The following is a 25,042-nucleotide window of genomic DNA, read 5'->3' as shown; positions in this document are numbered from 1 at the left end:
GAGGGCCTAGATGTCGCCCGCGGTCGCGACCGGGGTCAGCACCGCGCGCGCCAGCGAGTGGAAGTGCGCGTTGAAGCCGAGCACGGCCGGTGTCGACGCGGGGTCGAGGTCGAGGGATTCGACGTCGAGGGCGTGCACGACGATGTTGTAGTGGTGGGTGCCGGTGCCGGGAGGCGGCCCCGCACCGGTGAAGCTCTTGGAGCCGAGCTCGTTCGAGAGCATGGCCGCGCCCTGCGGGAGATCTCCCCCGCCCTCCGCTCCGGCGCCGCGCTCGAGGGAGGTGACGGAGGCCGGGATGTTGTAGACGGCCCAGTGCCAGAAGCCGGACCCGGTGGGAGCATCCGGATCGTGGATGGTGACGGCGAAGCTCTTGGTCTCGGCGGGGAAGCCGCTCCAGCTGAGCTGCGGCGAGATGTCGCCGCCACCGCCGCCTGCGCCCCAGTGGGCGCGGTCGAGCGGAACATCCTGGGCGACGTCGTCGCTGGTGAGGGTGAACTGAGGGACGGCGCCGAAGCGCTCGTACGGGTCTGTCGCAGTCATGACTTCACCGTACGCCCGACGTTCGCCCGCCGTTCGCCCGCCGTTCGCCTCAGCGGTGCGCGGACGACTCGACGGGTGCGGCTGCGTGCTGGCGCCGGCGGAAGCGCGACGGGAGGCCGGTGATGCCCCAGCCGGTCACGCGCAGCATGGCCTCGGCGACGATCCCGCCCGTCATCTTGGAGGCACCGTGCTCGCGTTCGACGAACGTGATCGGCACCTCGGCGACGGTCAGGCCCGCATCGTATGCGCGCCGCAGCATGTCGATCTGGAAGCAATAGCCCTGGCTCTCCACATCGGTGAACCGGATGCGCCGCAGGGCGTCGGCCGTGAACGCACGGTAGCCGCCGGTGACGTCGCGGGCGGGCACGCCGAGCGCGATCCGCGAGTAGGTGCTGCCGCCGCGCGAGAGCAGACGCCGGCGCGCCGGCCAGTTCTCGACGCCGCCGCCCGGCACCCAGCGCGAGCCGAGGACGACGTCGGCACCGGCATCCGGAGCCCCGCCCCCCTCTGCGCGGAGGGCGTCGAGCAGGCGCCGTAGCTGCTCCGGCTGGTGCGAGCCGTCGGCGTCCATCTCCACGATCCGGTCGTAGCCGCTGTCGAGCGCCCAGCGCATGCCGTCGCGGTAGGCGGCTCCGAGGCCCTCCTTGCCCGCGCGGTGCAGCACGTGCACGTGCGTGTCGGCCGCGGCGAGCGCGTCCGCGATCGCTCCCGTGCCGTCCGGAGAGTTGTCGTCGACCACGAGGACTTCTACCTCAGGCGTCGCTGCGCGCACGCGTGCGACGATCGGCTCCACGTTCTCGCGCTCGTTGTAGGTGGGGATGATCACGAGGGTGCTCACGGACCCACCTCCTCTGCGCGACATGAACTGTACGCCTCAAGCATTCTGAACTTCTCAAGCATTCTGTACACCCCTAGCATCGCCGATGCGGGTGAACGAGAGGAAACCGAATGATGCTCGTGAACTGAGAATCCACACAGGGGGTCCGGCCTAGCATGGAGCGGTGCCCGTGCCGAAGATCCTCCTCTACTACGCTTTCACGCCGCTCGCCGATCCGGATGCGGTGCGACTGTGGCAGCGCGACCTCTGCGAGTCGCTGGGGCTGCGGGGGCGCATCCTGATCTCGGAGCACGGGATCAACGGCACGGTCGGCGGCGAGCTCGGTGCGGTCAAACGCTACCTGCGGAAGACGAAGGACTATCCCGCGTTCAAGGACCTCGATGTGAAGTGGAGCGAGGGAAGCGGCCTCGACGACGAGGGGCGCAGCCTGGACTTCCCCCGGCTGTCGGTGAAGGTCCGCGACGAGATCGTGAGCTTCGGCGCGCCCGGCGAGCTGCAGGTGGACGCCTCCGGCGTGGTCGGCGGCGGCGAGCGCCTCGACCCGACGGCCCTGCACGAGATGGTCGAGAGCCGCGACGACGTCGTGTTCTTCGACGGGCGCAACCGGTTCGAGGCCGAGATCGGGCGGTTCCGCGACGCGGTCGTGCCCGACGTGTCGAATACGCGCGAATTCGTCGCAGAGCTCGAGAGCGGCCGCTACGACCACCTCAAAGACAAGGCGGTGGTCACCTACTGCACTGGCGGCATCCGCTGCGAAGTGCTCTCCGGGCTGATGCGCTCACGGGGCTTCGGCGAGGTCTACCAGCTCGAGGGCGGGATCGTGCGCTACGGCGAGACGTTCGGCGACGATGGACTGTGGGAGGGCTCGCTCTACGTGTTCGACGGGCGGGGATCGATCGACTTCACCGATTACGCCGCCGTGCTCGGCACGTGCGTGAGCTGCGGCGCCGACACGAACCGGATGCGCAACTGCGCCGACCCGTCATGCCGCGAGCAGCTCGTGGTGTGCGACGGGTGCGCGGACGAGGGTGCGCGCGTGAACTGCGTCGCGCACGCGGCGTGACCCAGACGGTCCTCCTCCACATTCGCTCGTAGCGATCAGCCGTCCACCGTAACGCGGGAAACATTGCCGCCCCGGGGGCGTTGCGGCCATCATGAACTCCATGGATCCGGTCGCCACCATCGTCTGGATCGTGTCGTTCGTACTCGTCACGGTCACCGTCACCGGTCTGTCGCGCCGCGTCGGCTGGTCGGCGCCGGTGGTGCTGGTGGCCGTCGGGGCCGGCGCCTCGTTCATCCCGGGTGTGCCGAACGTGCAGCTGCAGCCCGAGATCGTGCTGTTCGGCCTGCTGCCTCCGCTGCTGTTCGCCGCCTCCATCCAGACGTCGTTCGTCGACGTCAGGGCGCGCCGCGACAGCATCCTGCTGCTGTCGGTCGGCCTCGTGGTCTTCACCGTGGTCGTGGTCGGCGTCGCGACCTGGCTGGTGGTTCCGGCGCTCACCCTCGCGGCCGCGTTCGCGTTCGGCGCCGTCGTCGCACCCACCGACACGGTCGCCGTCACGGCGATCGCGGGGCGGCTGCACCTGCCCCGCCGACTCGTCACGGTGCTCGAGGGCGAGAGCCTGCTCAACGACGCCACCGCCCTCGTCGCGCTCAACGCCACGATCGCCGCCATTGTGAGCGTGGTCAATCCGTGGGCCATCGCGGGCGACTTCGTGCTCGCCGTGGTCGTCGGCGTCGCGGTCGGGCTCGGCATCGGCTACCTGCTGGCGATCATCCGCAAGCAGCTGCGCTCCCCCGTGCTCGACACCTCGCTCGGCCTCGTCACGCCCTACCTGGCCTTCATCCCCGCGCAGTTCCTGCACGGCTCCGGCATCCTCGCCGTCGTGGTCGCCGGCCTGTACCTCGGCTACCGCTCGCCCACCATCCAGACAGCCGAGGCGCGCATCGCCGAGACCATCAACTGGCGCACGATCCAGTTCCTGCTCGAGAACGCGGTCTTCCTCTTCATCGGCCTCGAGCTCTCGGGCATCCTCCGCGGCGCGTTCAGCTCGGGCATCACGGTCGGGCAGACGGTGGTGATCAGCATCGTCGTGCTGCTCGCCCTGTTCGCCGCGCGATTCATCTGGATGGTGCTGACCACGGCGATCTACCGCTACGGTCCGCAGCGCCTGCGCGATCGTGGCTGGACCTGGCCCACCGCCATCGCCGTCTCGTTCGCGGGAATCCGGGGCGTGGTCACACTTGCAGCGGTGTTCCTGCTGCCCGACGGGACGCCCCACCGCGAGTTCCTGCAGTTCCTCGCGTTCGTCGTGGTCGTCGCGACGCTGCTCGAGGGGCTCGCCCTGCCCTGGATCATCCGGCGGCTGCGGCTGCCGCCGCCCGACTTCGCCCAGGAGGCCGGAGAGATGCAGCGGCTGCTCGCCGAAGCGCAGACGGCGGGGCTCGACCATCTGCAGACGAGAGTCACCGGCACCGAGGACCATCGGGTCATCGAGCGGCTGCGCATCAATGCGGTGTTCCTCTCGGACGCGCTCGAGAACCCGAGCCCGAACGAAGACGAGGACGTACCGGTCGAGTACCTGCACCTGCGGCGGTCGATGATCACGGCCGAGCGGGAGGCGGTGCTGGCAGCCCGATCGGAGGGACGCTACCAGGATCTGGCCGTGCGCTCCGTGCTGGCCTTCCTCGACGCGGAAGAAGCGGCGCTCAAGTCGTCGGGGCCGCGCAAGCCGCTGCTCTGAGTGTCGAGCGTTGCCCGACCGCGTCGCCCGGGCGACGCCATAGCTCAGGCGACGGTCGTGCCGTCGGCCGCAGCGCGGTCGCTCACGACCGGATCGGTGCTCTCAGCGCCGCGTCGGCGCGGACGGCGCGCCCACAGCCGCGCCCGCTGCGACGACAAGGCCAGCACGACGAGGATGTCGAGCGGCAGGCCGAACACGTTGTTCCGCAACGACACCTGCGGACCGCCGTTGAAGAAGTCGATCGCGGCCAGCACGATCAAGAACGAACTGAACGCCATCGACGCGATGCGCGCCCAGTTGCTGCCGCGCAGCACCAGCAGGGCGAGCCCCAGGTAGATCAGCAGTCCCGCACCCCACACGGCGAGCGCGATGATCAGCACGACGGTGACGGCCTGCCGCGACTGCGCATCCAGCGGCACCGTCGACTCCGCGATCAGGGAGGCGATGAAATGCCGCCAGTCGAGCACCGTGAGCAGGATGAACACCACGCCGGCCCCGATGCGCAGGATCATCAGCAGGAAACCGAGGACGGTCGGGATCGGGCGTTGCTCGGCGAGCGCGGCACGGCGTGCATCCGCCTGATCGGCGACCGCGATGGCTTCGGCCTCGACCGGGACGGACCGCACGTCGATGACCGGCAGGTCGCCGTCGGTCTCGATGCTGTCCCCGCCGCCGTTGCGCGCGTGGTAGCCCGTCGAGAAGTCCTTGATCACGTTCACCTGCACGCCCACCCCCGCGTCGGTGAGGGTGGAGACGATGTGATCACGCTCGATGTCGGTGTTCGCGTCGATCTTGTGAGTGATCTGCAGGGTGAAGAGCGAGAAGCCGACCGCGCGGTCGAAGGTGCCGGCCGCCATCCAGTCGGCCTGATGGCCCCCGGGCAGGAACCAGCCGTCGGGGCAGCGCCAGAACCGCACGTGATGGCGCTTGGACGGGTTGCCCTGCACCTCCTGCTGGTAGGCGATGTCCTGCTGGTGACCGAACAGGTAGAGCGGGCTCACCGGCGCCTCGTCGTAGCTCCGCCGCAGCAGGGTCGAGGTGATGATGCGCCAGCTCGACCGCAGCGTGATCTCGTCGGCGCGCGTCCAGCCGGCCTTCGACATGGCCTCGTCGAGCTGCGCCTCCGTGCCGACGGCGGCCAGATTGATCGGGTCGCCGAGCAGTCCATCGCTCGTGCGGGCCCGGCCGATGAAGTAGTCGGGCACGTAGACCGAGGTCAGGATGCGATGCAGCCGCGGCAGCACGAGGTATGCCAGCAGCAACCAGAACAGCACGAAGAAGAGGGCGAGGAACCACCCCCAGCTGAAGCTCTCGGTGAGCGCGATCCAGGCGAGCCAGACGGCGGCGACGCCACCGAACACGAAGAAGAGGTTGTCGACGACGGCGTTGACCGACCGCGGGCGGGCCGTGGCCGACCGCGTCTTCGGTACCGTCGTCTGCGGCATGGGGACATCCTATGACCGGCGCCGGCGGCGGTCCGGATGCGGCTCCCGCGGCCGTCCGGATGCGGCTCCCGCCGGCCTCGCCCGTAGCCGCCGACCTCGCGGCGTAGGGTGAAAGCCATGACGGACTTCCGGGCGATCGTGATCGAACAGGAGACGGATGCCGGGCGCATCCTGGCGCACACGGCGGAGGTGAGACGCATCACGGATGCGTTCCTGATGCCGGGAGATGTCACGATCGCCGTCGAGTTCTCCGACCTCAACTTCAAAGACGGGCTGGCCGTCGCGGGGAAGCCGGGGGTCGCGCGCACCTCGCCGCTCATCCCGGGCATCGATCTCGTGGGAACGGTTGAGGAGTCCGACGACCCGAACTGGCGCGCGGGCGACCGCGTCGTGCTGAACGGCAGCGGCATCGGGGAGAGTCACAACGGCGGCCTCGCCGAGCGCGCCAGGGTCAGCGGCGCCTCGCTCGTGCGCGTCCCCGACATCTTCACCAGCGAACAGGCCGCCGCCATCGGCACCGCGGGATTCACCGCCATGCTCTCGGTGCTCGCGCTCGAACGGCACGGCCTCGATCCTGATGCGGTGCGCGCCGACGAATCCAGCGTGCTCGTCACCGGAGCCGCCGGCGGTGTCGGATCGGTCGCCGTCGCGATCCTCGCGAAACTGGGTTACCCGGTTACGGCATCGACGGGCCGCGTCGAGGAGGAGTCGGCGTACCTGAGGGACCTCGGCGCGAGCGAGATCATCGACAGATCCGAGCTGACGGAGCCGGGCAAGCCGATGCAGCGCCAGCGCTGGTCGGGCGTCGTCGACGTGGTCGGCAGCCACACGCTCGCCAACGCGATCGCGCAGACCAGATACGGCGGTACGGTCACCGCGTGCGGGCTCGCGCAGGGCTCCGACCTCCCGGCGACGGTGCTGCCCTTCATCCTGCGCGGTGTCACGCTCGCCGGGATCAACTCGGTTGATGCGCCGCTCGCGCTGCGCGAGACGGCCTGGCGGCGGCTCGCGACCGACCTGGATCCGGAGTCGCTCGCGGCGATGACCACGTTCATCCCGCTGGCCGAGGCGGTGCCGGCGGCCGACGACATCCTGGCCGGCCGGCTGCGCGGGCGCACCGTGGTGAACGTGCGGGAGTGACGTGCGGGGGTCCGGAGCCGTGGGCGCCGGCGGCCCTATGCTGACAGCATGATCGTCCTCGCGACCGTTGTGGTCACCCTCGCCGCGGCCCTGCACATCGCCATCTTCGTCATGGAGAGCGTCGGCTGGGCGCGGCCGGCCGTGTGGAAGCGGTTCAACATCGCCTCGCAGGAGGTCGCCGACACGGTGCGTCCGATGGCGTACAACCAGGGCTTCTACAACCTGTTCCTCGCGATCGGGGCCATCGTCGGCCTCATTCTCTACGGGGTCGGGATGCACGCGGCCGGGTTGTCGCTCATCCTCTTCACCACGGCCAGCATGTTCGCCGCGGCGATCGTGCTCGTCACCACCGGTCGCGGCTTCATCCGCGCGGCGATCATCCAGGGCACGCTGCCGCTGATCGGCTTCGTGCTTATGCTGCTCTCCTAGACGGCGAGCACGCGTAGACGGCGAGCACGCGCCGGCGGGCGCTAGACGGCGGCCACGCGCGCCGGCTCCCGGAGCTCGGGAGCGAGCGACTCCGGGAGGAAGCCGCGGCCGATCACGCGCGCCGACACCCGTTGCAGCAATGGCATGGCGGCGTCGAGCGCCAGCCGCAGCGGCTCCGGCGCCGGGTCCGGCAGGATCGCCGCACCGCCGGGCCGCGCGATCCGACGATGCGCCGCCAACTGCAGCCCCTGCATCCGCGCCACCGGTGGCAGCCGGCGCTCCTGCACGGCATCGAGCACCCGCAGATCGACCGCACCCGTTCTCAGGGGCGCGACCAGCGCGTTCGCCGCGGCCACCGCATCCTGGATCGCGTAGTTGACGCCGACACCGAAGGCCGGCGACATCGCGTGCGCCGCATCCCCGATGGCGAGGAGCCCGGAACGGTACCAGCGCTCGAGCCTGTCGATCTGCACCGAGAGCAGCTTCACGTCGTCCCAGCTCTCGATGCTGCCGACCACGGGCTTCAGCACGGGCGCGATCCCGGCCAGCACCCGGTGGAACTCCTCCAGCCCCGCCGCCTTGAGCTCGTCGAAGCCGCCCTTGGGGATGATCAGCCCGGTCTGGTAGTAGTCGCCGCGATCGATCGTGACGATCATCCCGCCGCGGTCGACGTAGGCGAGCGTGCTCGGCGGCACCACCGCGGGCTTGGGGATGCGGAACCAGAGCACGTCGATCGCGACGCCGAACGCGCGCGGTCGCAGACCCGCAGCCCGGCGCACGATCGAGTCGCGGCCGTCGGCGGCGATCGTCAGGGGCGCCCGCACCTCCAGGGCGCCATCCGGACCGTCGACCGTCACCCCGCGGATGATGCCCGCCTCCTCGATCACGCCGGTGGCCTCGGTCTCCATCAGCAGGTGGAAGCCGGGGTACTGCGCCGCCTCGGCCGCGAGGAAGTTCAGGAAGTCCCACTGCGGCGCGAGCACGAGGAAGTCGTCGGGCGGGCCGAGCCGGCCGAAGTCGATCGGATGGAGGCGTGTGCCGTTCACCACCGCATCCAGCGTGCGGATGCTGTTGTGCGGCAGCGCGAGGAATCGTTCACGCAGCCCCAGTTCCCCGAGCAGCGTGATGGTCGACGGATGGATGGTGTCGCCGCGGAAGTCGCGGAAGAAGTCCGCGTGCTTCTCGAGCACCACGACATCCAGCCCCGCCCTGGCGAGGATGAGCCCCAGCATCATTCCAGCCGGGCCGCCTCCGGCGATCACACACGACGTTTCCATCCGCTGTCCCTCCCGAACCCCAGCGTATGCTCACCACATGGCCATCATCGGATCCATTCTGATCGCGGCCGCCGCGCTGGTGCACCTGTTCTTCTTCGCGATGGAGAGCGTGATGTGGTCGTCGCCGACCGTCTGGCGGCGGTTCGGCGTCGCGTCGCAGGACGACGCCGACATCGTGCGGCCGATGGCATACAACCAGGGCTTCTACAACCTGTTCCTCGCCGGAGGCACTGCCGTAGGTCTCGTGCTCTACTGGACCACCCTGCGCGACGTCGGCTTCGGGCTGGTGTTCTTCTGTGCGACCTGCATGGTGCTGGCGGCGCTCGTGCTGCTCACCACCGGCCGCAGGTACCTCCGCGCCGCTCTGCTGCAGGGCGTGCTCCCGCTCGTGGGGCTCGTGCTGCTCGCGCTCGGCTGACCGTGAAGGATGCTCGCAGCAGGCGGCTCTAGTCGATTGCCTCGCCGGCGGCGCCGATGTCGTTCACGTCGACGCGCAGGGTCTCGATGAGCTTGGCGGCGTGCTGGGTCGACACGATCACGCGCGAGTACTCCTCGCCCTCGAGGTCGATCACCACGGCCGCGCGCTGCTTGCCCTTGATGAGCAGGAAGTCCTTGCCGCCGTGGAACTTCCAGGTGCCGATCGCGAGCGTCAGCGGCACGGCCGCGCCCGGAGCCCGGATGCCGCGGATCCAGATCCACGGGTCTTCCGTGATGGCCACCGACCGGATGCTCTCCCGCGGGATCAGCAGGTCGTCCCGCTTCAGGGCGAGCACCTTCTCGGCCGCCGTGAGATGGATCTCCAGACGATCGGAGTGCACATGCATGTCGGCCATATCCCTATCCTGCCAACTCCCACCCCTGTCGTGCGCGTCGAATGTTCACAAAGAGATAACCGTCTGCCGCGTGCATTCCCACACCGGGTGAGTGCCAGGTCGCGCGCTGTACGCTCATCTGGTGGCAACGCAGCGTCGGACACCGGGATCGCAGACCTCTCTGCGCGAGGCGAACCGGGCACGCATCGTCAACGCCATCAAACACCACGGCGGCCTGACCCAGATCGAGTTGGCCGGCGCGACCGGGCTCTCCCCCGCGACGGTGTCGAACATCGTCAAAGAGCTGTCGAGCTCCGGCGTGCTCAACACGTCGCAGAGCATCCGGAGCGGGCGACGGGCGCAGCACGTGACGCTCGCACACGCGCTCGGACTGGTGGTCGGAGTGCACGTGTCGACGCGGCACATGCGCATCGCCCTCGCCGACGTCGCCCATACGGTCGTGGCGGAGCACCACATGCCGCTCGCCAAAGACCATCGCGCCGACAACGAACTCGACAAGGTGTCGCTGCTGCTCACCGACATGCTCGACTCGGTCGACGCGCGTCGTGACGAGGTGCTTGCCGTCGGCGTCGCGGTTCCGGCGCCGATCGACCAGGCGACGCACACCGTCGCACGCCTCGGGATGATGCGCGGCTGGGACGGCGTGCCGATCGCCGAGTCGCTGGAGCGCCGCGTGAAGCGGCCCGTCTTCGTGGACAATTCCGCCAACCTGACGGCGCTCGCCGAGTCCCGCCTCGGAGCCGGCCGCGGCATCCGGAACACCGTCACCCTCGACATCGCCGACACCATCGGCGCGGGCCTGACCCTCAACGGCCAGCTCTACCGCGGCTCGCACGGCATCGCCGGCGAGTTCGGGCACATGGTGGTGCGCGAGAACGGTCCGCTCTGCCGCTGCGGCAACCGCGGCTGCCTGGAGGCGATCGCCGGCGGCCCCGCCATCCTCGACGAGCTGCGCGACCACCTCGGCAGTCTCAAACTCGGCGACGTCGTGGCGCAGGCGAAGGCGGGCGACGCGCGGTGCATCCGGGCCATCGGCGATGCGGGACGCCACGTCGGCGAGGCGACGGCGAACCTGTGCAACCTGTTCGACCCGGAGCTCGTCATCGTCGACGGCGAGCTCGCCCGCGCCGGAGAACTGCTGCTCGGACCGTTGCGGCACGCCGTGGAACGGTCCATCATCGGGGGCGCCGATGTCGCACCCGAGATCGTCGAGGGCCAGCTCGGCAATCGCGCCGCGACCCTCGGTGCCGTCATCTACGCCGCCGACCGCGCCAACATCGGCGGCGACCTGATGCCGTACTGATGCCATGACTCCCATGCTCCGAACACCCGACACGACACCCGGCACCATGCCCGACCCATCAACCCGCACCCTGCCACGACCCGAACGGAGGCACCCGTGAAGATCGCGCGATCCCTCCTCGCGACAACGACCGCCCTCGTCGTCGCGATCGCTCTCGCCGCCTGCAGCAATGCCGTCAACCCCGGCACCCGGCCGAGCGTCGACCCCCGCACGGCCAAGATCGGCCTGCTCCTGCCCGACTCCGTCACCGCGCGCTACGAAAGCGCCGACAAGCCGTACTTCGCGGCCGAGCTCACCCGGCTCTGCCCGAAATGCCACCTGCTCTACGCCAACGCCGACGGCGACGCGGGCAAGCAGCAGCAGCAGGCGGAGTCGATGCTCGCGCAGGGCGTGAGCGTGCTCGTGCTCGACCCCTTCGACTCCCAGGCGGCCGCCTCGATCGCCGCCGAGGCCCGCGCCAACGGCATCCCGGTCATCTCCTACGACCGCCTGGTCGACAGCGAGCATCTCGACTACTACATCTCGTTCGACAACGAGAAGGTCGGCCGGCTGCAGGCGCAGGCGCTCATCGACAAGCTCGCAGCCGACGGCGCGGGGAAAGGCGACCACGGCATCCTGATGCTGAACGGATCGCCCACCGACAACAACGCGGCGCTGTTCAAGAAGGGCGCGCACTCGGTGATCGACAAGAGCGGCTACCGGCTGCTCGCCGAGTACGACACCCCGGCCTGGGACCCGGCCAAGGCGCAGGACTGGGTCACCGGGCAGATCACCCAGTTCGGCGACCGCATCGACGGGATCTACGCCGCCAACGACGTGCTCGCCGGCGCCGCGATCGCCTCGCTCAAAGCGGCCGACGTCACCCCGCTCCGGCCCGTGATCGGACAGGATGCGGAACTCGCCGCCGTGCAGCGCATCCTCGCCGGCGACCAGTACATGACGGTCTACAAGGCGATCCAGCCGGAAGCCGAGAAAGCGGCGCAGCTCGCTGTCGCCCTCACGCGCTCCGAGCATCCGCCTGCGGACACGACGGTTCGTGTCGGCACCGCCGAGATCCCCTCGTTCCTCCTCGGCGTCACTGCCGTGACCGCGGACAATGTGGAAAGCTCCGTCGTGAAGGACAAGTTCTACGGGCCGGCGACAGCCGCCAAGATCTGCGCGGGCGATTACAAGGCCGCCTGCGCCCAGCACGGAATCGGATAGGACGAACAGCACCGTGACGATGGAATCCCCCGCATTCGCAGACGCGACGAGCGCACGTGAACCCGTGCTCTCGATGCGCGGCATCTCGAAGTGGTTCGGGGCCGTGCAGGCGTTGACCGAGGTGGACTTCGAGGTGTTCGCCGGCGAGGTCGTGGCGATCGTCGGCGACAACGGCGCCGGCAAGTCGACGCTGATCAAGATCCTCGCCGGTGTGCACCCGCAGGATGCCGGGACGATCTGGTTCGACGGCGAACAGGTGAGCATCCCGAGCCCGGCCGCGTCGCGGGAACTCGGGATCGCGACGGTGTTCCAGGACCTCGCGCTGTGCGACAACCTCGATGTGGTCGCCAACCTGTTCCTGGGCCGGGAGATCAGCCACGGGACGCTCGACGAGGAGGAGATGGAGAGCCGGGCGTGGAGTCTGCTCCGCCAGCTGTCGGCGCGCATCCCGTCGGTGCGGGTCGCCGTGGCGACGCTGTCGGGCGGCCAGCGGCAGACGGTGGCGATCGCCCGCTCGCTCGTCGGGGAGCCGAGCGTGGTCATCCTCGACGAACCGACCGCGGCACTCGGCGTCGCCCAGACGGCGGAGGTGCTCAACCTGATCGAGCGGCTGCGCGAGCAGGGTCTCGGCGTCATCCTGATCAGCCACAACATGGCCGACGTGCAGGCGGTCGCCGACCGCGTCACGGTGCTGCGGCTCGGCCGGAACAACGGCGACTTCCGCATCCCCGACGTCAGCTACGAAGACATCATCTCGGCGATCACCGGCGCCACCGACAACGTGGTCAGCCGGCGCGCGGACCGGCTCGACCGCGCAGAGCGCCTCGACGACGCCGACCGCCTCGACGGGGGTGCCCTGTGACCCGCACCCGAACGGCGCCCACCCCGGTGCCGACCGACCGGATCCCCCGTGGCGACACGATCCGCGACGTGGTCACGGGCTTCGGCCACCGCGTGCGGGGCGGCGACCTCGGCAGCCTGCCGGTCGTGGTCGGCCTGGTGCTGATCTGGGCGATCTTCCAGCTGCTCAACCCGACGTTCCTGTCGCCGCAGAACCTGGTGAACCTCGCCGTGCAGTGCGCGGCCGTCGGCACCATCGCGATCGGGATCGTGCTGGTGCTGCTCATCGGCCAGATCGACCTCTCGGTCGGCGCCGTCAGCGGCCTCTCGGGGGTGATCGTCGGCGTCACGTTCGTCAATCTGGGCTGGCCGCTCGCCGTCTCGATCGTCGCCGCGATCCTCGCCGGCAGCGTGCTCGGCCTGATCTACGGGCTGCTCTTCACGTCGTTCGGGGTGCCCAGCTTCCTGATCACGCTGGCCGCACTGCTCTCGGTGCTCGGCCTGCAGTTCTGGGTGCTCGGCAAGAACAGCACGATCAACATCCCGTTCGACTCCCCGCTGGTCTTCTTCACGCAGCAGCTGTTCCTGCCGCCGTGGCTGGCGTACACCGTCGCCGGGATCGCGGCGCTCGGGATGTTCCTCACCGATTGGCGCACGATCGTCCGCCGCCGTCGCGCCGGCCTGCCCGAGGGCTCGCTGACGCTGGCGACGCTGAAGGCCGCGCTCCTGCTCGTGGCGCTCTGCGTCGTGGTCTGGTACCTCGCGAAGGACCGCGGGGTCGGGGCGATGTTCCTGCTCTTCGTGATCCTCGTCGCGTTGATGAACTTCCTGCTGCGGCGCACCCGCTGGGGCCGCTCGGTGTACGCGGTCGGCGGCTCCGTCGAGGCTGCCCGGCGGTCGGGCATCCGGGTCGATCGGGTCTACATCAGCGTGTTCGTGCTGTGCTCGAGCTTCGCCGCGCTGGGCGGCGTGCTCGCGGCCGGGCGGCTGGCATCGGTGTCGTTGTCGAGCGGCGGCACGGACACCAGCCTCAACGCCATCGCCGCTGCGGTCATCGGCGGCACCAGCCTGTTCGGCGGACGTGGGCGGGCGTGGTCGGCGCTGGTGGGCATCCTGGTGATCCAATCGATCTCGAACGGGCTGATCCTGCTCAACCTCGACAGCTCATACCGCTACATGATCACGGGCGTGGTGACGCTGCTCGCGGTGATCATCGACTCGCTCTCGCGTCGCTCGCGGGCGTCGCACGGGCAGGCGTGACGATGACGCGCACGACGACGTTCCGGGCCCGGCTGCTGCGGCGGGATGTGCAGCCGCAGACGATCACGGTGCGCGCGTCGTCGGACGCTCCCCCGCGCACACTGCGCCGGGCGGCCGGCGGGGGCGACCAGCTGACGTTCGACGTGTACGCGCTGGTGGATGCGGACGGGTGGCCCAACGAGGCGACGTACTCGTACGTGGAGTCGGTGCAGCGTTCGGCGGCCGACGCCGACATCTGAGCCCGGTTTCTCCCTTCCGTTCGCGTTCGCCTCTCGCTTCTCGTTGAGGGGTGGCAAAAGCAGGTTCCTTCGGCGTGTTTAGGCGCGTTTGCCACCCCTCAACGAAGCGGGGCTTGACGGGGCGGGCGACCTCGGAGTACTTTCCTGGTGTGGAAAGTTCCGTTGCGGGAAAGTACGATGCGGATGCGCGGGTCGGGATGATGTTCTCGGCGCTCGCGGACCCGACGCGTCGGGCGCTCATCGCCGACCTGCGCGACGGGCCCAAGACCGTCGGCGAGCTCGCGGCCCGTTTCGACGTCGGCGTTCCCGCGGTCTCGAAGCACCTGAGCGTGCTCGAGCGCGCCGGCCTCATCTCGCGCGAACGCGTCGCGCAGTGGCGGCGCTGCCGGCTCGAGGCCGAGGCCTTTGAGCAACTGAACGAGTGGATGCGGCACTACGCCTCCCTGTGGGAGGGCAGCCTCGACCGGCTCGACGGCTATCTGGGCACCCTCCTGGCCGGCCCGGATGCGGTGGCCGACGACGGCTCCGCGGGTGCGGTTGCGGACGCGGATGCGGATGCGGGAGCCACGCGATGAGCGCGGCCACCGTCACCCGCCACTCCGACGGACTCACCATCACGCGGCGCTTCGCCGCCCCGCGCGAACTCGTCTTCCGCGCCCTCTCCGAGCCCGAGCACCTCAAGCAATGGTGGGGTCCCCCGGACTATCCGGTCGACCAGTGCAGCGTCGACTTCCGTCCGGGCGGCGTCTGGCATTACAGCCTGCGCGGGCGCCACGGCGGCGAGGTGTGGGCGCGCTCGGTCTATCGCGAGATCGTACCGCCCGAGCGTGTGACCTACGTCGAACGGTCGTCCGATCCGTCCGGCGCCGTGACCGACGATCGCCCGGGCGCCTTCGTCACGATCACCCTGAAGAACGACGGCGACGGAACCGTCTTCACCGCGCGCATCCGGTACCAGACCCCGCTCGATCGCGATCGTGCGATCCAGGGCGGCGTCGAGCACGGCTTCTCGCGCGCCCTCGACCAGCTCGACGACCTGCTCATCCGGCTCGGCGCCGCGCTGCGCTGACCGCACAAGCAACACTCCGAAAGGACGAACGATGACCACACTCACCTCCGCTGACGGCACCACGATCGGCTACGAGACCGTCGGCTCCGGCCCGGTCGTCATCCTGGTCGACGGTGCGATGTGCTTCCGCGACGCCGGCCCGATGCGTCCCATCGCCGATCGCCTCGCGGACCGGTTCACCGTCGTGCTCTACGACCGGCGGGGTCGCGGCGCGAGCACGGACACCGCCCCGTTCGCCGTCGAGCGCGAGATCGAGGACATCGACGCGCTGATCTCGGCAGTGGGCTCACCCGTGGTCGGGCTGGGGATCTCGTCGGGCGCGATGCTCCTGCTGCGTGCGGCGGCCGCGCTGGGACGCGAGCGCATCGCCGGCATCGCGCTGTACGAGCCGCCGCTGATGCCGGAGGCGGCACGGTCCGGGGCTGCGGCGTACACCGCCGAGCTCACGGCAGCGCTGGCTCGCGGCGACCAGGAGGGCGCCGTCGAGCTGTTCGTACGCCGGGTCGGGATGCCGGAGCAGGCCATCGCAGGAATGCGAGGCACCCCGATGTGGGCCGGCATGGTGCGGATCGCGCCGACCCTCGCCTACGACGACGCCGCGATGGGCGACAGCGGCGTTCCGGATGCTCTGGTGCACGCACTCAGGACGCCGACGCTCACGCTCGCGGGCGGCGCGAGCCCGGACTTCCTGCGCTTCGGCGCGCAGGCGCTGGCCGACGCCATCCTGGACGCGCAGTTCGCGGTGGTCGAGGGGCAGACGCACGACGTGGACGCCGCCGCGATCGACCTCCACCTGCGTCGCTTCTTCGAGAACGCGGGCGCTGCGGCCGCCGACCGGCGCGGCTGAGCCGGGCACCGCATCCGGTCGCTCGCCATTGAGGGGCGGCTAACGCACCGTCCACCGGCGTGTTTTCCTGCGTTTGCCGCCCCTCAACGGAATGGGGCGGTCAGGGGGTGGCGCGGGCGGCGGCTGCGGCTGCGGCCGGCAGCGCGGCGAGGATGCGGTCGACCGCCGCGTCGTCGTGGGCGGCGGTGACGAACCACGCCTCGAAGACACTCGGCGGCAGCGAGACGCCCGCGTCGAGCATCGCGTGGAAGAACGGCCGGTACCGGAACGCCTCCTGCCGCTGCACCTCCGCGTACGTGCGGGGCGCGGACGCGAAGTCGCCGAAGACGAAGCTGAACAGGCTGCCCGCCCGCTGAACCCGATGGGCGACGCCCTCCGCCGAAAGGGCGGCCGAGACCGCCGCCGACACCGTGTCCGCGACCACGTCGAGCCGGTCGTAGACCGCCTCGTCCGCGTTCGCGAGGGTCGCCAGCCCCGCCGCGACCGCGACCGGGTTGCCCGACAGCGTTCCCGCCTGATACACCGGGCCGGTCGGCGCGAGGAAGTCCATGAGCTCCGCGCGACCGCCCAGAGCCGCCAGCGGCATCCCGCCACCGATGACCTTTCCGAAGGTGACCAGATCGGGCGTGTAGCCGCGGTCGAGGCCCCAGAAGCCGGCCTCGCTCACGCGGAACCCGGTGAGCACCTCGTCGAGGATCAGGAGCGCACCGAACTCGTGCGCGAGGTCGGTGAGCGCGGCGTTGAATCCCTCGTCGGGTGCGACCACGCCCATGTTGGCGGCGGCGGCCTCGGTGATGACGGCCGCGATGTCGGGGCCGTGCTCCTCGAAGGCCGTTCGCACGGCATCCAGGTCGTTGTAGGGCAGCACCAGGGTCTGGGCAGCCGTCGCCTCGGTCACACCGGCCGAGCCGGGGAGCGCGAGCGTCGCCAGGCCGGATCCGGCCTCGGCGAGCAGGCTGTCGGAGTGCCCGTGGTAGTGCCCGGCGAACTTGATCAGCAGGGGCCGGCCGGTGAAGCCGCGCGCGAGCCGGATCGCCGTCATGGTCGCCTCGGTGCCCGTGGAGACGAGGCGCAGCTTCTCGATGAACGGCACGCGGGCCAGCACGGCCTCGGCGAGCTCGGTCTCCGCCGGCGTCGACGCACCGAACGAGAGGCCGCGCGCGGCGGCCTCCTGCACGGCGGCGATGACGGCCGGATGCGCGTGCCCGAGGATCGCGGGACCCCACGACGCGACGAGGTCGACATACTCGCGACCCTGCGCATCCGTGATGTACGGACCGCGCGCCGACACCATGAACCGCGGGGTGCCGCCGACCGAGCGGAACGCGCGCACCGGCGAGTTCACTCCGCCCGGGATGACCCGCTGAGCACGCTCGAACTGGGCGAGGTTCACGTCGGAGAGGGCGGCGCCGTCGGCCAGGGCCTCCTGGTCGCTCATCGCAGCCACCTCGCGACCTCGGTCGCCCAGTAGGTCATGACGGCATCGGCTCCGGCCCGGCGGGCGCCGATGAGGGTCTCCTCGATGATGCGGCGCCGGTCGATCCAGCCGTTCGCGGCTGCGGCCTCGACCATCGCGTACTCCCCCGACACCTGGTAGGCCCAGACCGGAACATCGCTGATCGCGGCGACGTCCGAGAGCACATCGAGGTAGCTGAGCGCCGGCTTCACCATCAGCACGTCGGCGCCCTCCTCGAGGTCGAGACGCGCCTCGCGCAGGCCCTCGCGGCGATTGGCGGGGTCCTGCTGGTAGGCGCGGCGGTCGCCGCTGAGCTGGGAGTCGACGGCCTCGCGGAACGGCCCGTAGAACGCCGACGCGTACTTGGCGGCGTAGGCGAGGATGATCGTGTCGGTGTGGCCGGCCTCGTCGAGCGCGTCGCGCACGGCGGCGACCTGGCCGTCCATCATGCCACTCAGCCCGAGCAGCTGCGAGCCCGCCTCGGCCTGCGCGATCGCCATGTCGCGGTACCGGATGAGGGTGGCGTCGTTGTCGACGTGCCCACGCGCATCCAGCACGCCGCAGTGGCCGTGGTCGGTGAACTCGTCGAGGCACAGGTCGGTCTGCAGCACGATCGCATCGCCGACCTCGGCGGCGACGGCACGCGTCGCGACGTTCAGGATGCCGTCCGGATCGGTCGCGGCGGAGCCGACCGCGTCCCGCGTCTCCGGGACGCCGAACAGCATCACGCCGCCGACGCCGGCCTCGGCCGCTTCGGCCACGGCGCGTTTGAGCGAGTCGATGCTGTGCTGCACGACGCCGGGCATCGACTGGATGGGCAGCGCCTCCGGCGTGCCTTCGCGCACGAACATCGGCAGGATCAGCTCTGCGGGATGGAGGCGGGTCTCGGCGGTCAGCCGGCGCACTGCCGGGGACTGCCGCAGCCGCCGTGGTCGGACAACGGGGTGCGTCACTTCGCTCACTCGGCAAGCCTACGCGCGTGGCGGCGGGGCACCCTGCGTGCGCTCCCAGCTACGCAGGGCGGCGCATGACTCCGGAAGACTGCGAGCGCGGCACGGCGCGTCGCCAACAACTCCGGAAGATCGAGGCGGAGCGCGGTGCGGGTTCCGGAGTTGCGCGGCGCCGATTCGGGTCGGGCGTGCGGCTAGCCCGCGTCGGCGGCGTCGGCGGTCTCGTCGGGCTCGGACGCCGCGTTCGCCGCCTCGACCACGGACTCGATCAGCGACGCCGCCGTGCGTTCGGCAGCGACCACGTCGACGCGCAGCCCGAAGTCGCGGGCGTCGCGCGCGGTCTGCGGCCCGATGGCCGCGACCAGCGTGCTCTCGGGGATCGGGCCGAGCTGGCGCTGCACCTGCTCCGCCACCGACCCGCTGGTGACGAGGATCGCCTGCACCAGGCCGGATGCCACGTCGTTCACCACGTTCTCCGGCACGGGCACGCCGATCGTGCGATAGGCGACGACCGACTCGACCTCGTGGCCGACGCGCTTGAGCCCCTCGGTCAGCAGCGGCTTCGCGATCTCCGAGCGGAGCGTGAGCACCCGCAGCGGGACGACCCCGTTCGTCGCGGCCTCCCATTCGGCGAGGAGCCCCCTGGCCGAGTTGTCCTCCGAGGGGACGAGGTCGACCTTGTAGCCGGCGGCCGCCAGCGCGGCCGCCGTGGTCTCGCCGACAGCGGCGACGCGCGTCGACGACGGCACCACCGCGCGTTGCGCACTCAGCACATCGACGGTCGTCGCGCTGGTCACGGTCATCCAGTCGAACTCGCCGGCGGCCAGCCGCGCGAGCGCGCGCTCCAGGGCCGGGGCATCGTCGGTCGGCGCGAAGTTGATCATCGCTGCGACGATCGGCGACGCTCCCTTGGAACGCAGGTCGGCGGCGACCGAGTCGCCCCACGGACCGCCGCGCGGCACGAGGACGCGCCAGCCGGTCAGCGGCTTGCCGGTGGATGCTGTGGACGTGGTCATCGCGCGCTCCCGAGCGGTGCCAGGCCGGCGGCCCCCGCGCCGAGCAGTTCGGCCACGACGCGTTCTCCCACATCGCGAGCAGCGGCGGCCAGGTCGGCGCGGCTCATCGAATCGGGGGTGGCGGCGTGAGATGCGGTGAGCTGCTCGGTGCCGTCGGGCCGGTACACGGTCGCGGTGAGGAACAGCAACCCGTCGTCGACGAGGGCGGTCGCGCCGATCGGTGCGGCGCATCCGGCTTCGAGTCCGGCGAGGACGATGCGCTCGGCGGTGGCGCAGGCGCGAGTGGTGGCGTGATCGACGGCCGCGACCGCCGTGGCGATCGCGCCGTGCCCCTTCTCGTCACCCGCTCGCACCTCGAGCGCGAGCGCCCCCTGGCCCGGCGCGGTCGGCACCTGGGAGAGGGGGAAGAACTCCGTCACCGCGTCGGAACGGCCCAGCCGTCCCAGACCGGCGGCCGCGAGCACCACGGCGTCGAGGTCGCCGTCGGCGACGCGCGAGAGACGGGTGTCGACGTTTCCGCGGATGTCGACCACCTCGACGTCGGGGCGGCGCGACTTCAACTGAGCGACCCGACGCGGCGAGCCGGTGCCGACACGGGCGCCCTCCGGCAGCGTCTCGACGGTGAGCCCGTCACGTGCGCACAGGGTGTCCCTGGCGTCCGCACGCTTCGGGATGGCGCCGATGACGAGACCGGGAGCGTCTCCGGTCGGCAGGTCTTTGAGGGAGTGCACGATGATGTCGCATTCGCCGGCGAGCAGCGACTCGCGGAGCGCCGTGGCGAAGACCCCGGTGCCGCCGAGCTCGGAGAGCGACTCGCGCGAGGTGTCCCCGTGGGTCGTGACGGTGATGAGCTCGACGTCGTTACCGGTGGCCTTGGCGAGCTGTTCGGCGACGGCGGTGGTCTGCGCGACCGCGAGGGCGCTCCCCCGCGTGCCGATGCGTAGCACGCCGTCGCGCTGCTCCGACGGTCCGGATGCCCGGCTCACCGAACCGGTCACGGCGCCAGCCCCGCAGCCGCCGGCTTGAAACCGAGCCGCACGTTCTCGCAGCAGCCGGGCCGGCACACGTCGTACCAGGGGCCGAGCTCCGTCATGGCGGGGCGCTGGTCGACCGGAACGCCGTCACGGCGCTCCAGCACCAGGTCGATGAGGCCCTTCACGTACGCGTGGTGCGTTCCCGGGGTGGGCACGCGGACCGCGACGAGACCGTGCTCCTCGCTCGTCTCCATGGCCTCGTTGTCGAGGTCCCAGAGAACCTCCATGTGGTCGCTGACGAAGCCGAGCGGCACGATGATCACGGCCTTGACGCCCTTCGCGGGCAGTTCGGCGATGGCGTCGTTGATGTCGGGTTCGAGCCACGGCATCGAGGGGGGACCGCTGCGCGACTGGTAGACGAGCTGCCACTTCACCACGCCGTCGGTCGCCGCCTGAGCCACGACCTCCGCCACGGCGAGGTGCTGCGCCGCGTACGCGCCGCCCTCACCGAAACCGCGTTCGGCCGGGCCGGAACGTGCGGCATCCGCCGACGGGATCGAGTGCGTGGTGAACAGCAGTTCGATCTCGGTCGCGGGGTCGATGCCCGGCACCTTCGCCTGCACGTCGGCCAGCGCATCCCGCACGCCTTCGATGAAGGGCTCGACGAAGCCGGGGTGGTCGAAGAACTGACGCACCTTGTCGATCTCGATGGTGCCCTCGAGGCCGGTGTCCTCCAGCGCCATCGCGAAGTCCTCGCGGTACTGACGGCACGACGAATACGAGGAGTAGGCGCTCGTGGCGATCGCGATGATCTTCGTGAGACCGCGCTCGTTCGCCTCGGTGAGGGCGTCCTTCAGGTACGGGTCCCAGTTGCGGTTGCCCCACAGCACGGGCAGATCGATGCCGCGGGACGCCAGCTCGGCCTCCAGCGCCGCCTTGAGCTCGCGGTTCTGATCGTTGATCGGCGAGACGCCGCCGAAGTGGCGGTAGTGGTGCGCGACCTCCTCGAGGCGCTCCTCCGGGATGCCGCGCCCGCGCGTCACGTTGCGCAGGAACGGGATGACGTCATCCTGACCCTCGGGCCCGCCGAAGCCGGCGAGGAGGATCGCGTCGTAGGCGACCGGCTCGGTGACGTGCTCGGGACCGTCCGCCGCTGCCGGCGTCGCTCCGAGAACCCGGCCGGTCGTGGTGCCCGTGACGTCGGTCACTGCAGCACCTCCACGAGCTCGGCGGGTGCGATGCGGCGTCCGGTGAAGAACGGCACCTCGTCGCGCACGTGGCGGCGGGCATCCGTCTGGCGCAGATCGCGCATCAGGTCGACCAGGTCGGTGAGCTCGTCCGACTCGAGGGGAAGGATCCACTCGTAGTCGCCGAGCGCGAATGACGCGACGGTGTTGGCCAGCACCGAGCGGAATGCTGCGCCCTTGCGGCCGTGCTCCGCGAGCATCCGGCCGCGCTCCTCGTCGGGAAGCAGGTACCACTCGTAGCTGCGGACGAACGGGTAGACCGTCAGCCACTCCTTCGGCTCCTTGCCGCGCAGGAAGCCGGGGACGTGCGACTTGTTGAACTCCGCATCCCGGTGCACACCCATGGCGTTCCAGGTGGGGAGGAGAGCCTTGAGAAGCTGCGTTCGGCGCAGCTGGCGCAGCGCCCACTGCAGGGTGTGGGCCTCGGGGCCGTGCAGCCAGATCATGACATCGGCGTCGGCGCGCAGGCCGGAGACGTCGTACAGGCCGCGCGTCGTGACGTTCTGGAGCTCGAGGTCGGCGATCACGCCTTCGAGCTCCTGCACCGCGCGCGGAACGTCGGTGCCGTCGAGATCGTCGGGACGCGCCGGATCGCGGCGGAGAACGGCCCACAAAGTGAAACCACTCGGATTCTCGACAGGGACGCTCGAATCTGCCGTAGCGGCAGCCGGGTTACTCATACCTCACAGTCTCCCTCTCAAACCTGTGAGAGCCAAAAACAGCGGCCGGATGCTCACCGCTGCGCAGCGCGGACGGCGAGCCAGACGACTCCGCCGATCGCCGCGGCGACCGCGACGGCCGCACCGACCAGCACCAGCGGATTCTCCTGACGCAGCCGCTGAACGCGCTCGGCCGTGCGCTTGGGAACGTTGAGCTTGTATTCGATGGCGCTGAGGGTGTCGGCCACCTGGGCACGGGCCCGTTCGACGTCGGTGCGCTCAGTTGTCATAGCGGCCAAGTCCCTTCAGCGCCTCGGAGTCCTCTTTGATGCTGTTGATCGTCTTCTCCGGTGCGACGCCGTTCATCTTCTTGAACGACGAGATGCCGATGAGCGCCAGGATCGCCGCGATCAGTAGAAGTGCGACGACCACGATGAGGGCCGCGAGCCAGCCGGGCAGCGCCACCGCGATCCCGAGGATGGCCGCGGCGACCAGCGAGCCGAGGGCGAAGAAGCCCAGAACGGCGGCCACCACGAACAGGCCTATTCCGACCCCGGCATGCTTCGCCTTCTCGGCGAACTCCGCCTTGAGGTGGGCGATCTCGGCCTTCAGCAGCGCGATCAGCTGCTGCGGGAGCTCGGAGACGAGCGTGAACAGCGATCGCGAGCGGGCATCGCCGTGGAAACGCGGGTCGTTGTCGGTCATACGCGTCACCGTACTCCTCGCCGTGGTCGGCTCAAGCGCCCTGTCCGGCGGCGGTGCCGGCGCCACCGGCCGAGCCGCTCGCGGAGCCGTTCGCGGAGCCGTTCGCGGAGCCGCCCGCCTTGTCGCCTGCGTTGTCGATGGCGGCCTTGGCCGCGGGGGACGGCACCGGGGTGCTCGCCTCCTTGCGGCGAGCCGAAGCCTGCACGATCAGCTTCTTGGCGGTGTCGTACACGGCGCCGGGAACCTCACCGACCTTGGCGGCCACGAAGTCCTCTGCGGCGTTGACCTGCTTCTGGATTCCCGGCGACTCCCACACCTTGGCGGCAGCCGACTTGATCTGTTCGTACCGCTTGCGGCCGGCACGCGCACCGAGCACGTAGCCCACCGCTGCTCCGGCGACAAAGAGAAGCTTTCCGCGCATTGCTGGCCCCGTTCGTCAAAGGTTCTCGGTCAGTGTCCTCCAGCGTAGACCCCTGACGCGCGTCGCCGTCTCGCGGGCATCCGGGATGACCGAGGCGAGGCCGGTGCCCGTGAGCCACGAACCCGTCACCTCGAGGCCATCGACCGCCGCGACCGCGTCGCGAACCTGCCGGATGCGGTCCCCCTCCCCCAGCGCCGCGTACGGCAGCGCGTTGGTCCAGCTGGTGCGCGCGAAGCCTGCGACGGCGGATTCCGCGAGGGGGATGCCGTAGAGAGCGGACGCGTCGGCGATCGCCGTGGTGCGCAACTCGCCGTCGCTCATCCCGCTCGTCGCCGACGGCATCCCGGCGCGGCCGTACGACAGCCGGATGACCTGACGGCCCGGCCCCGCATCGTCGGCGAGCCACGACCACTTCGCTGTGGAGTGGGTCGTCGCCTTGGCCCCGACATCCGGTGTCCCCGAGTCGGAGACGAGCACGCCGGTTCCGCGCGGGGCGGCGGCCAGACCTTCGTCGGTGATGACCAGGGTGGTCAGCTCGACGCTGGAGGCGGGCGGCCAGTCGAGGTCGCCCAAGGTGGTGAGCTCGGCGGGNNNNAGCCCCGCCGAGGCGGGCACCGCGACGACGACGGCATCGGCGAGGAGCTCCTCGCCGTCGGTCAGCCGCACGACCCAGCGGGCGTCGTCGGCCTGAGCGGCGGCGACGTCGCCCTCGGCCGCTCCGTCGAGCACGCTTTCGGTTGTTCCATCGGCGACCGCGTCGTCCGTCTCCTCCGGTGCCACGACGGGCAGCAGTTCGGCCACGGCGGCCTGGGTGCGCACGGCTCCTCCGCGCTCGGCGATGTCGGCGGCGAGCGCGGCCGGCAGCCGCCACATGCCACCACGGATGCCCTCGACGGCACCCCCCGCCTTGGCGTTGGACCGCAGCTCGCCGACCGCACCAGACAGGGAGCCGAGCCGGGTCAGGGCGGAGTTGAGGCCGGGAGCGACCACGTCGATGTCCAGGTCGTCCGGACGCGCCGAGTACACCCCGGTCGCCACCGGCGCGACCAGACGCTCGAGCACCTTCGCGCCCATCCGCTTGCGCACGAGCGTGCCGAGGCTGCGCTCCGTGCCGATCTTGAGTACGGGCATGACACGGTCGAGGTACGCGCGCCACGCGCCGGCCCAGCCGATCGCCCGCACTACATCGCTGGCGAGCGGCGAGCTCGGGATGCCCAGCAGCCCCGCCTTGGGCAGGGGCACGCTCTGCGACCCGAACCGCACCCAGGCGCCGGCCGGGTTCGGTGTGACGACGTCGCGGCCGAGCCCGAGCTCGTCGACCAGCTCGCGCACGTGACCGCCTCGGGTCGCGTAGCTCTCGGCCCCGGCGTCGACGGTCAGCCCGTCGATCTCGAGGGAGGCGACGGAGCCGCCGACCCGATCCCCCGCCTCGAGCAGGGTCACGGAGAAGCCGGGCCGGGCGCAGTCGCGTGCGGCGACCAGGCCGGCCATCCCGCCCCCGATCACGATCACGCGGGTCGGCGGGGCCTCGACGGCCTGACGCAGCTCGTCGGCGAGCGTCTGCGCTGCGCCCGACTGCTCTGCGTCCGACTGCTCTGCGTCCGAAC

General features: G+C 70.6%; 28 protein-coding genes. 13 read left to right on the top strand and 15 right to left on the bottom strand.

Going from position 1 to position 25,042, the window contains the following annotated elements:
• Positions 1 to 6 precede the first annotated feature (6 nt).
• Entirely contained in the window at positions 7 to 540 is a 534-nt protein-coding gene (locus PKE84_RS07915) for a YbhB/YbcL family Raf kinase inhibitor-like protein (RefSeq protein ID WP_271176688.1), read from the bottom strand.
• A 49-nt stretch (positions 541 to 589) separates the two neighbouring features.
• The gene (locus PKE84_RS07910; protein ID WP_271176687.1) at positions 590 to 1,378 is read right to left on the bottom strand and encodes a polyprenol monophosphomannose synthase; all 789 of its coding nucleotides are present in this window, start codon (positions 1,376 to 1,378) and stop codon (positions 590 to 592) included.
• Between the two features lie 163 nt (positions 1,379 to 1,541).
• Here PKE84_RS07910 and trhO point away from each other — a divergent pair, with 163 nt between their 5' ends.
• Positions 1,542 to 2,441 carry an oxygen-dependent tRNA uridine(34) hydroxylase TrhO gene (gene trhO, locus PKE84_RS07905; protein WP_271176686.1) on the top strand — a complete coding sequence of 300 codons (900 nt, stop codon included), beginning with the start codon at positions 1,542 to 1,544 and terminating at the stop codon, positions 2,439 to 2,441.
• A 100-nt stretch (positions 2,442 to 2,541) separates the two neighbouring features.
• Positions 2,542 to 4,122 (top strand): Na+/H+ antiporter, encoded by a 1,581-nt coding sequence (locus PKE84_RS07900; protein WP_271176685.1) that lies wholly within the window; start codon positions 2,542 to 2,544, stop codon positions 4,120 to 4,122.
• A gap of 44 nt (positions 4,123 to 4,166) precedes the next feature.
• Here the strand turns inward: PKE84_RS07900 and PKE84_RS07895 are convergent, their stop codons facing one another.
• On the bottom strand, positions 4,167 to 5,567 hold the full coding sequence (locus tag PKE84_RS07895; RefSeq protein ID WP_271176684.1) for an LssY C-terminal domain-containing protein: 1,401 nt from the start codon (positions 5,565 to 5,567) through the stop codon (positions 4,167 to 4,169).
• A 117-nt stretch (positions 5,568 to 5,684) separates the two neighbouring features.
• Between PKE84_RS07895 and acuI the strand changes: the two genes are divergently transcribed.
• Together acuI and PKE84_RS07885 are read left to right on the top strand one after the other, a co-directional pair.
• Positions 5,685 to 6,707, top strand: a complete 1,023-nt coding sequence (gene acuI, locus PKE84_RS07890) for an acrylyl-CoA reductase (NADPH) (protein WP_271176683.1) — start codon at positions 5,685 to 5,687, stop codon at positions 6,705 to 6,707.
• A gap of 48 nt (positions 6,708 to 6,755) precedes the next feature.
• Entirely contained in the window at positions 6,756 to 7,136 is a 381-nt protein-coding gene (locus PKE84_RS07885; protein ID WP_271176682.1) for a DUF1304 domain-containing protein, read from the top strand.
• 41 nt (positions 7,137 to 7,177) lie between these two features.
• On the opposite strand, the gene PKE84_RS07880 is transcribed toward PKE84_RS07885, so the two are convergent.
• Positions 7,178 to 8,413: an FAD-dependent oxidoreductase gene (locus PKE84_RS07880; protein WP_271176681.1), complete on the bottom strand. Its 1,236-nt coding sequence runs from the start codon at positions 8,411 to 8,413 to the stop codon at positions 7,178 to 7,180.
• Between the two features lie 37 nt (positions 8,414 to 8,450).
• Between PKE84_RS07880 and PKE84_RS07875 the strand changes: the two genes are divergently transcribed.
• Positions 8,451 to 8,831, top strand: a complete 381-nt coding sequence (locus PKE84_RS07875) for a DUF1304 domain-containing protein (protein WP_271176680.1) — start codon at positions 8,451 to 8,453, stop codon at positions 8,829 to 8,831.
• A gap of 28 nt (positions 8,832 to 8,859) precedes the next feature.
• Here PKE84_RS07875 and PKE84_RS07870 read toward each other — a convergent pair whose 3' ends face one another.
• Complete coding sequence (locus tag PKE84_RS07870) at positions 8,860 to 9,246, bottom strand: hypothetical protein (RefSeq protein ID WP_271176679.1); 387 nt, start codon at positions 9,244 to 9,246, stop codon at positions 8,860 to 8,862.
• A 121-nt stretch (positions 9,247 to 9,367) separates the two neighbouring features.
• Between PKE84_RS07870 and PKE84_RS07865 the strand changes: the two genes are divergently transcribed.
• The 8 genes from PKE84_RS07865 to PKE84_RS07830 all read left to right on the top strand — a co-directional run bounded on the left by PKE84_RS07865 (position 9,368) and on the right by PKE84_RS07830 (position 16,007).
• Positions 9,368 to 10,549 (top strand): ROK family transcriptional regulator, encoded by a 1,182-nt coding sequence (locus PKE84_RS07865; protein WP_271176678.1) that lies wholly within the window; start codon positions 9,368 to 9,370, stop codon positions 10,547 to 10,549.
• A gap of 96 nt (positions 10,550 to 10,645) precedes the next feature.
• Positions 10,646 to 11,752 (top strand): ABC transporter substrate-binding protein, encoded by a 1,107-nt coding sequence (locus PKE84_RS07860; protein ID WP_271176677.1) that lies wholly within the window; start codon positions 10,646 to 10,648, stop codon positions 11,750 to 11,752.
• A gap of 19 nt (positions 11,753 to 11,771) precedes the next feature.
• Positions 11,772 to 12,614: an ATP-binding cassette domain-containing protein gene (locus PKE84_RS07855; RefSeq protein WP_271177131.1), complete on the top strand. Its 843-nt coding sequence runs from the start codon at positions 11,772 to 11,774 to the stop codon at positions 12,612 to 12,614.
• Positions 12,611 to 13,852, top strand: coding sequence for a sugar ABC transporter permease (locus PKE84_RS07850; RefSeq protein ID WP_373877126.1), 1,242 nt, complete (start codon positions 12,611 to 12,613; stop codon positions 13,850 to 13,852). The genes PKE84_RS07855 and PKE84_RS07850 overlap by 4 nt, the downstream gene beginning before the upstream one ends.
• Before the next feature lie 2 nt (positions 13,853 to 13,854).
• On the top strand, positions 13,855 to 14,091 hold the full coding sequence (locus PKE84_RS07845) for a hypothetical protein (protein WP_271176676.1): 237 nt from the start codon (positions 13,855 to 13,857) through the stop codon (positions 14,089 to 14,091).
• Between the two features lie 149 nt (positions 14,092 to 14,240).
• On the top strand, positions 14,241 to 14,666 hold the full coding sequence (locus tag PKE84_RS07840) for an ArsR/SmtB family transcription factor (RefSeq protein ID WP_271176675.1): 426 nt from the start codon (positions 14,241 to 14,243) through the stop codon (positions 14,664 to 14,666).
• The gene (locus PKE84_RS07835; protein ID WP_271176674.1) at positions 14,663 to 15,160 is read left to right on the top strand and encodes an SRPBCC domain-containing protein; all 498 of its coding nucleotides are present in this window, start codon (positions 14,663 to 14,665) and stop codon (positions 15,158 to 15,160) included. The genes PKE84_RS07840 and PKE84_RS07835 overlap by 4 nt, the downstream gene beginning before the upstream one ends.
• Positions 15,161 to 15,191: 31 nt before the next feature.
• The gene (locus PKE84_RS07830) at positions 15,192 to 16,007 is read left to right on the top strand and encodes an alpha/beta fold hydrolase (protein ID WP_271176673.1); all 816 of its coding nucleotides are present in this window, start codon (positions 15,192 to 15,194) and stop codon (positions 16,005 to 16,007) included.
• 100 nt (positions 16,008 to 16,107) lie between these two features.
• On the opposite strand, the gene hemL is transcribed toward PKE84_RS07830, so the two are convergent.
• The 10 genes from hemL to PKE84_RS07780 form a co-directional block, all read right to left on the bottom strand.
• Positions 16,108 to 17,445: a glutamate-1-semialdehyde 2,1-aminomutase gene (hemL, locus tag PKE84_RS07825; protein WP_271176672.1), complete on the bottom strand. Its 1,338-nt coding sequence runs from the start codon at positions 17,443 to 17,445 to the stop codon at positions 16,108 to 16,110.
• Complete coding sequence (gene hemB, locus PKE84_RS07820) at positions 17,442 to 18,416, bottom strand: porphobilinogen synthase (protein ID WP_271177129.1); 975 nt, start codon at positions 18,414 to 18,416, stop codon at positions 17,442 to 17,444. Before hemB ends, hemL begins: the two co-directional genes overlap by 4 nt.
• 191 nt (positions 18,417 to 18,607) lie before the next feature.
• The gene (locus tag PKE84_RS07815) at positions 18,608 to 19,429 is read right to left on the bottom strand and encodes a uroporphyrinogen-III synthase (protein WP_271176671.1); all 822 of its coding nucleotides are present in this window, start codon (positions 19,427 to 19,429) and stop codon (positions 18,608 to 18,610) included.
• Positions 19,426 to 20,427, bottom strand: coding sequence for a hydroxymethylbilane synthase (gene hemC, locus PKE84_RS07810; protein ID WP_271176670.1), 1,002 nt, complete (start codon positions 20,425 to 20,427; stop codon positions 19,426 to 19,428). The genes PKE84_RS07815 and hemC overlap by 4 nt, the downstream gene beginning before the upstream one ends.
• Positions 20,424 to 21,611, bottom strand: a complete 1,188-nt coding sequence (locus PKE84_RS07805; protein WP_271176669.1) for a ferrochelatase — start codon at positions 21,609 to 21,611, stop codon at positions 20,424 to 20,426. Before PKE84_RS07805 ends, hemC begins: the two co-directional genes overlap by 4 nt.
• Positions 21,608 to 22,330 (bottom strand): hydrogen peroxide-dependent heme synthase, encoded by a 723-nt coding sequence (gene hemQ / locus PKE84_RS07800; RefSeq protein WP_271176668.1) that lies wholly within the window; start codon positions 22,328 to 22,330, stop codon positions 21,608 to 21,610. Before hemQ ends, PKE84_RS07805 begins: the two co-directional genes overlap by 4 nt.
• Before the next feature lie 53 nt (positions 22,331 to 22,383).
• Positions 22,384 to 22,599 (bottom strand): hypothetical protein, encoded by a 216-nt coding sequence (locus PKE84_RS07795; protein ID WP_271176667.1) that lies wholly within the window; start codon positions 22,597 to 22,599, stop codon positions 22,384 to 22,386.
• Entirely contained in the window at positions 22,589 to 23,014 is a 426-nt protein-coding gene (locus PKE84_RS07790) for a phage holin family protein (protein WP_271176666.1), read from the bottom strand. Before PKE84_RS07790 ends, PKE84_RS07795 begins: the two co-directional genes overlap by 11 nt.
• A 31-nt stretch (positions 23,015 to 23,045) precedes the next feature.
• Positions 23,046 to 23,435, bottom strand: a complete 390-nt coding sequence (locus PKE84_RS07785; RefSeq protein WP_271176665.1) for a hypothetical protein — start codon at positions 23,433 to 23,435, stop codon at positions 23,046 to 23,048.
• A 15-nt stretch (positions 23,436 to 23,450) separates the two neighbouring features.
• Positions 23,451 to 24,941, bottom strand: a complete 1,491-nt coding sequence (locus PKE84_RS07780) for a protoporphyrinogen/coproporphyrinogen oxidase (protein ID WP_444979819.1) — start codon at positions 24,939 to 24,941, stop codon at positions 23,451 to 23,453.
• Between the last annotated feature and the right edge of the window lie 101 nt (positions 24,942 to 25,042).

The sequence above is a fragment of the Leifsonia poae genome (assembly GCF_027921845.1).
In the GTDB taxonomy this organism is placed as follows: Bacteria; Actinomycetota; Actinomycetes; order Actinomycetales; family Microbacteriaceae; genus Leifsonia; species Leifsonia poae.
This window is presented reverse-complemented; position numbering and strand designations above follow the sequence as displayed.

Coding starts and splice junctions, on each gene's coding strand:
- PKE84_RS07915 (WP_271176688.1), bottom strand. CDS start 540: ATGACTGCGACAGACCCGTACGAGCGCTTCGGCGCCGTCCCTCAGTTC.
- PKE84_RS07900 (WP_271176685.1), top strand. CDS start 2,542: ATGGATCCGGTCGCCACCATCGTCTGGATCGTGTCGTTCGTACTCGTC.
- PKE84_RS07895 (WP_271176684.1), bottom strand. CDS start 5,567: ATGCCGCAGACGACGGTACCGAAGACGCGGTCGGCCACGGCCCGCCCG.
- acuI (WP_271176683.1), top strand. CDS start 5,685: ATGACGGACTTCCGGGCGATCGTGATCGAACAGGAGACGGATGCCGGG.
- PKE84_RS07885 (WP_271176682.1), top strand. CDS start 6,756: ATGATCGTCCTCGCGACCGTTGTGGTCACCCTCGCCGCGGCCCTGCAC.
- PKE84_RS07880 (WP_271176681.1), bottom strand. CDS start 8,413: ATGGAAACGTCGTGTGTGATCGCCGGAGGCGGCCCGGCTGGAATGATG.
- PKE84_RS07875 (WP_271176680.1), top strand. CDS start 8,451: ATGGCCATCATCGGATCCATTCTGATCGCGGCCGCCGCGCTGGTGCAC.
- PKE84_RS07870 (WP_271176679.1), bottom strand. CDS start 9,246: ATGGCCGACATGCATGTGCACTCCGATCGTCTGGAGATCCATCTCACG.
- PKE84_RS07855 (WP_271177131.1), top strand. CDS start 11,772: ATGGAATCCCCCGCATTCGCAGACGCGACGAGCGCACGTGAACCCGTG.
- PKE84_RS07845 (WP_271176676.1), top strand. CDS start 13,855: ATGACGCGCACGACGACGTTCCGGGCCCGGCTGCTGCGGCGGGATGTG.
- PKE84_RS07835 (WP_271176674.1), top strand. CDS start 14,663: ATGAGCGCGGCCACCGTCACCCGCCACTCCGACGGACTCACCATCACG.
- PKE84_RS07830 (WP_271176673.1), top strand. CDS start 15,192: ATGACCACACTCACCTCCGCTGACGGCACCACGATCGGCTACGAGACC.
- hemL (WP_271176672.1), bottom strand. CDS start 17,445: ATGAGCGACCAGGAGGCCCTGGCCGACGGCGCCGCCCTCTCCGACGTG.
- PKE84_RS07815 (WP_271176671.1), bottom strand. CDS start 19,429: ATGACCACGTCCACAGCATCCACCGGCAAGCCGCTGACCGGCTGGCGC.
- hemQ (WP_271176668.1), bottom strand. CDS start 22,330: ATGAGTAACCCGGCTGCCGCTACGGCAGATTCGAGCGTCCCTGTCGAG.
- PKE84_RS07795 (WP_271176667.1), bottom strand. CDS start 22,599: ATGACAACTGAGCGCACCGACGTCGAACGGGCCCGTGCCCAGGTGGCC.
- PKE84_RS07790 (WP_271176666.1), bottom strand. CDS start 23,014: ATGACCGACAACGACCCGCGTTTCCACGGCGATGCCCGCTCGCGATCG.
- PKE84_RS07785 (WP_271176665.1), bottom strand. CDS start 23,435: ATGCGCGGAAAGCTTCTCTTTGTCGCCGGAGCAGCGGTGGGCTACGTG.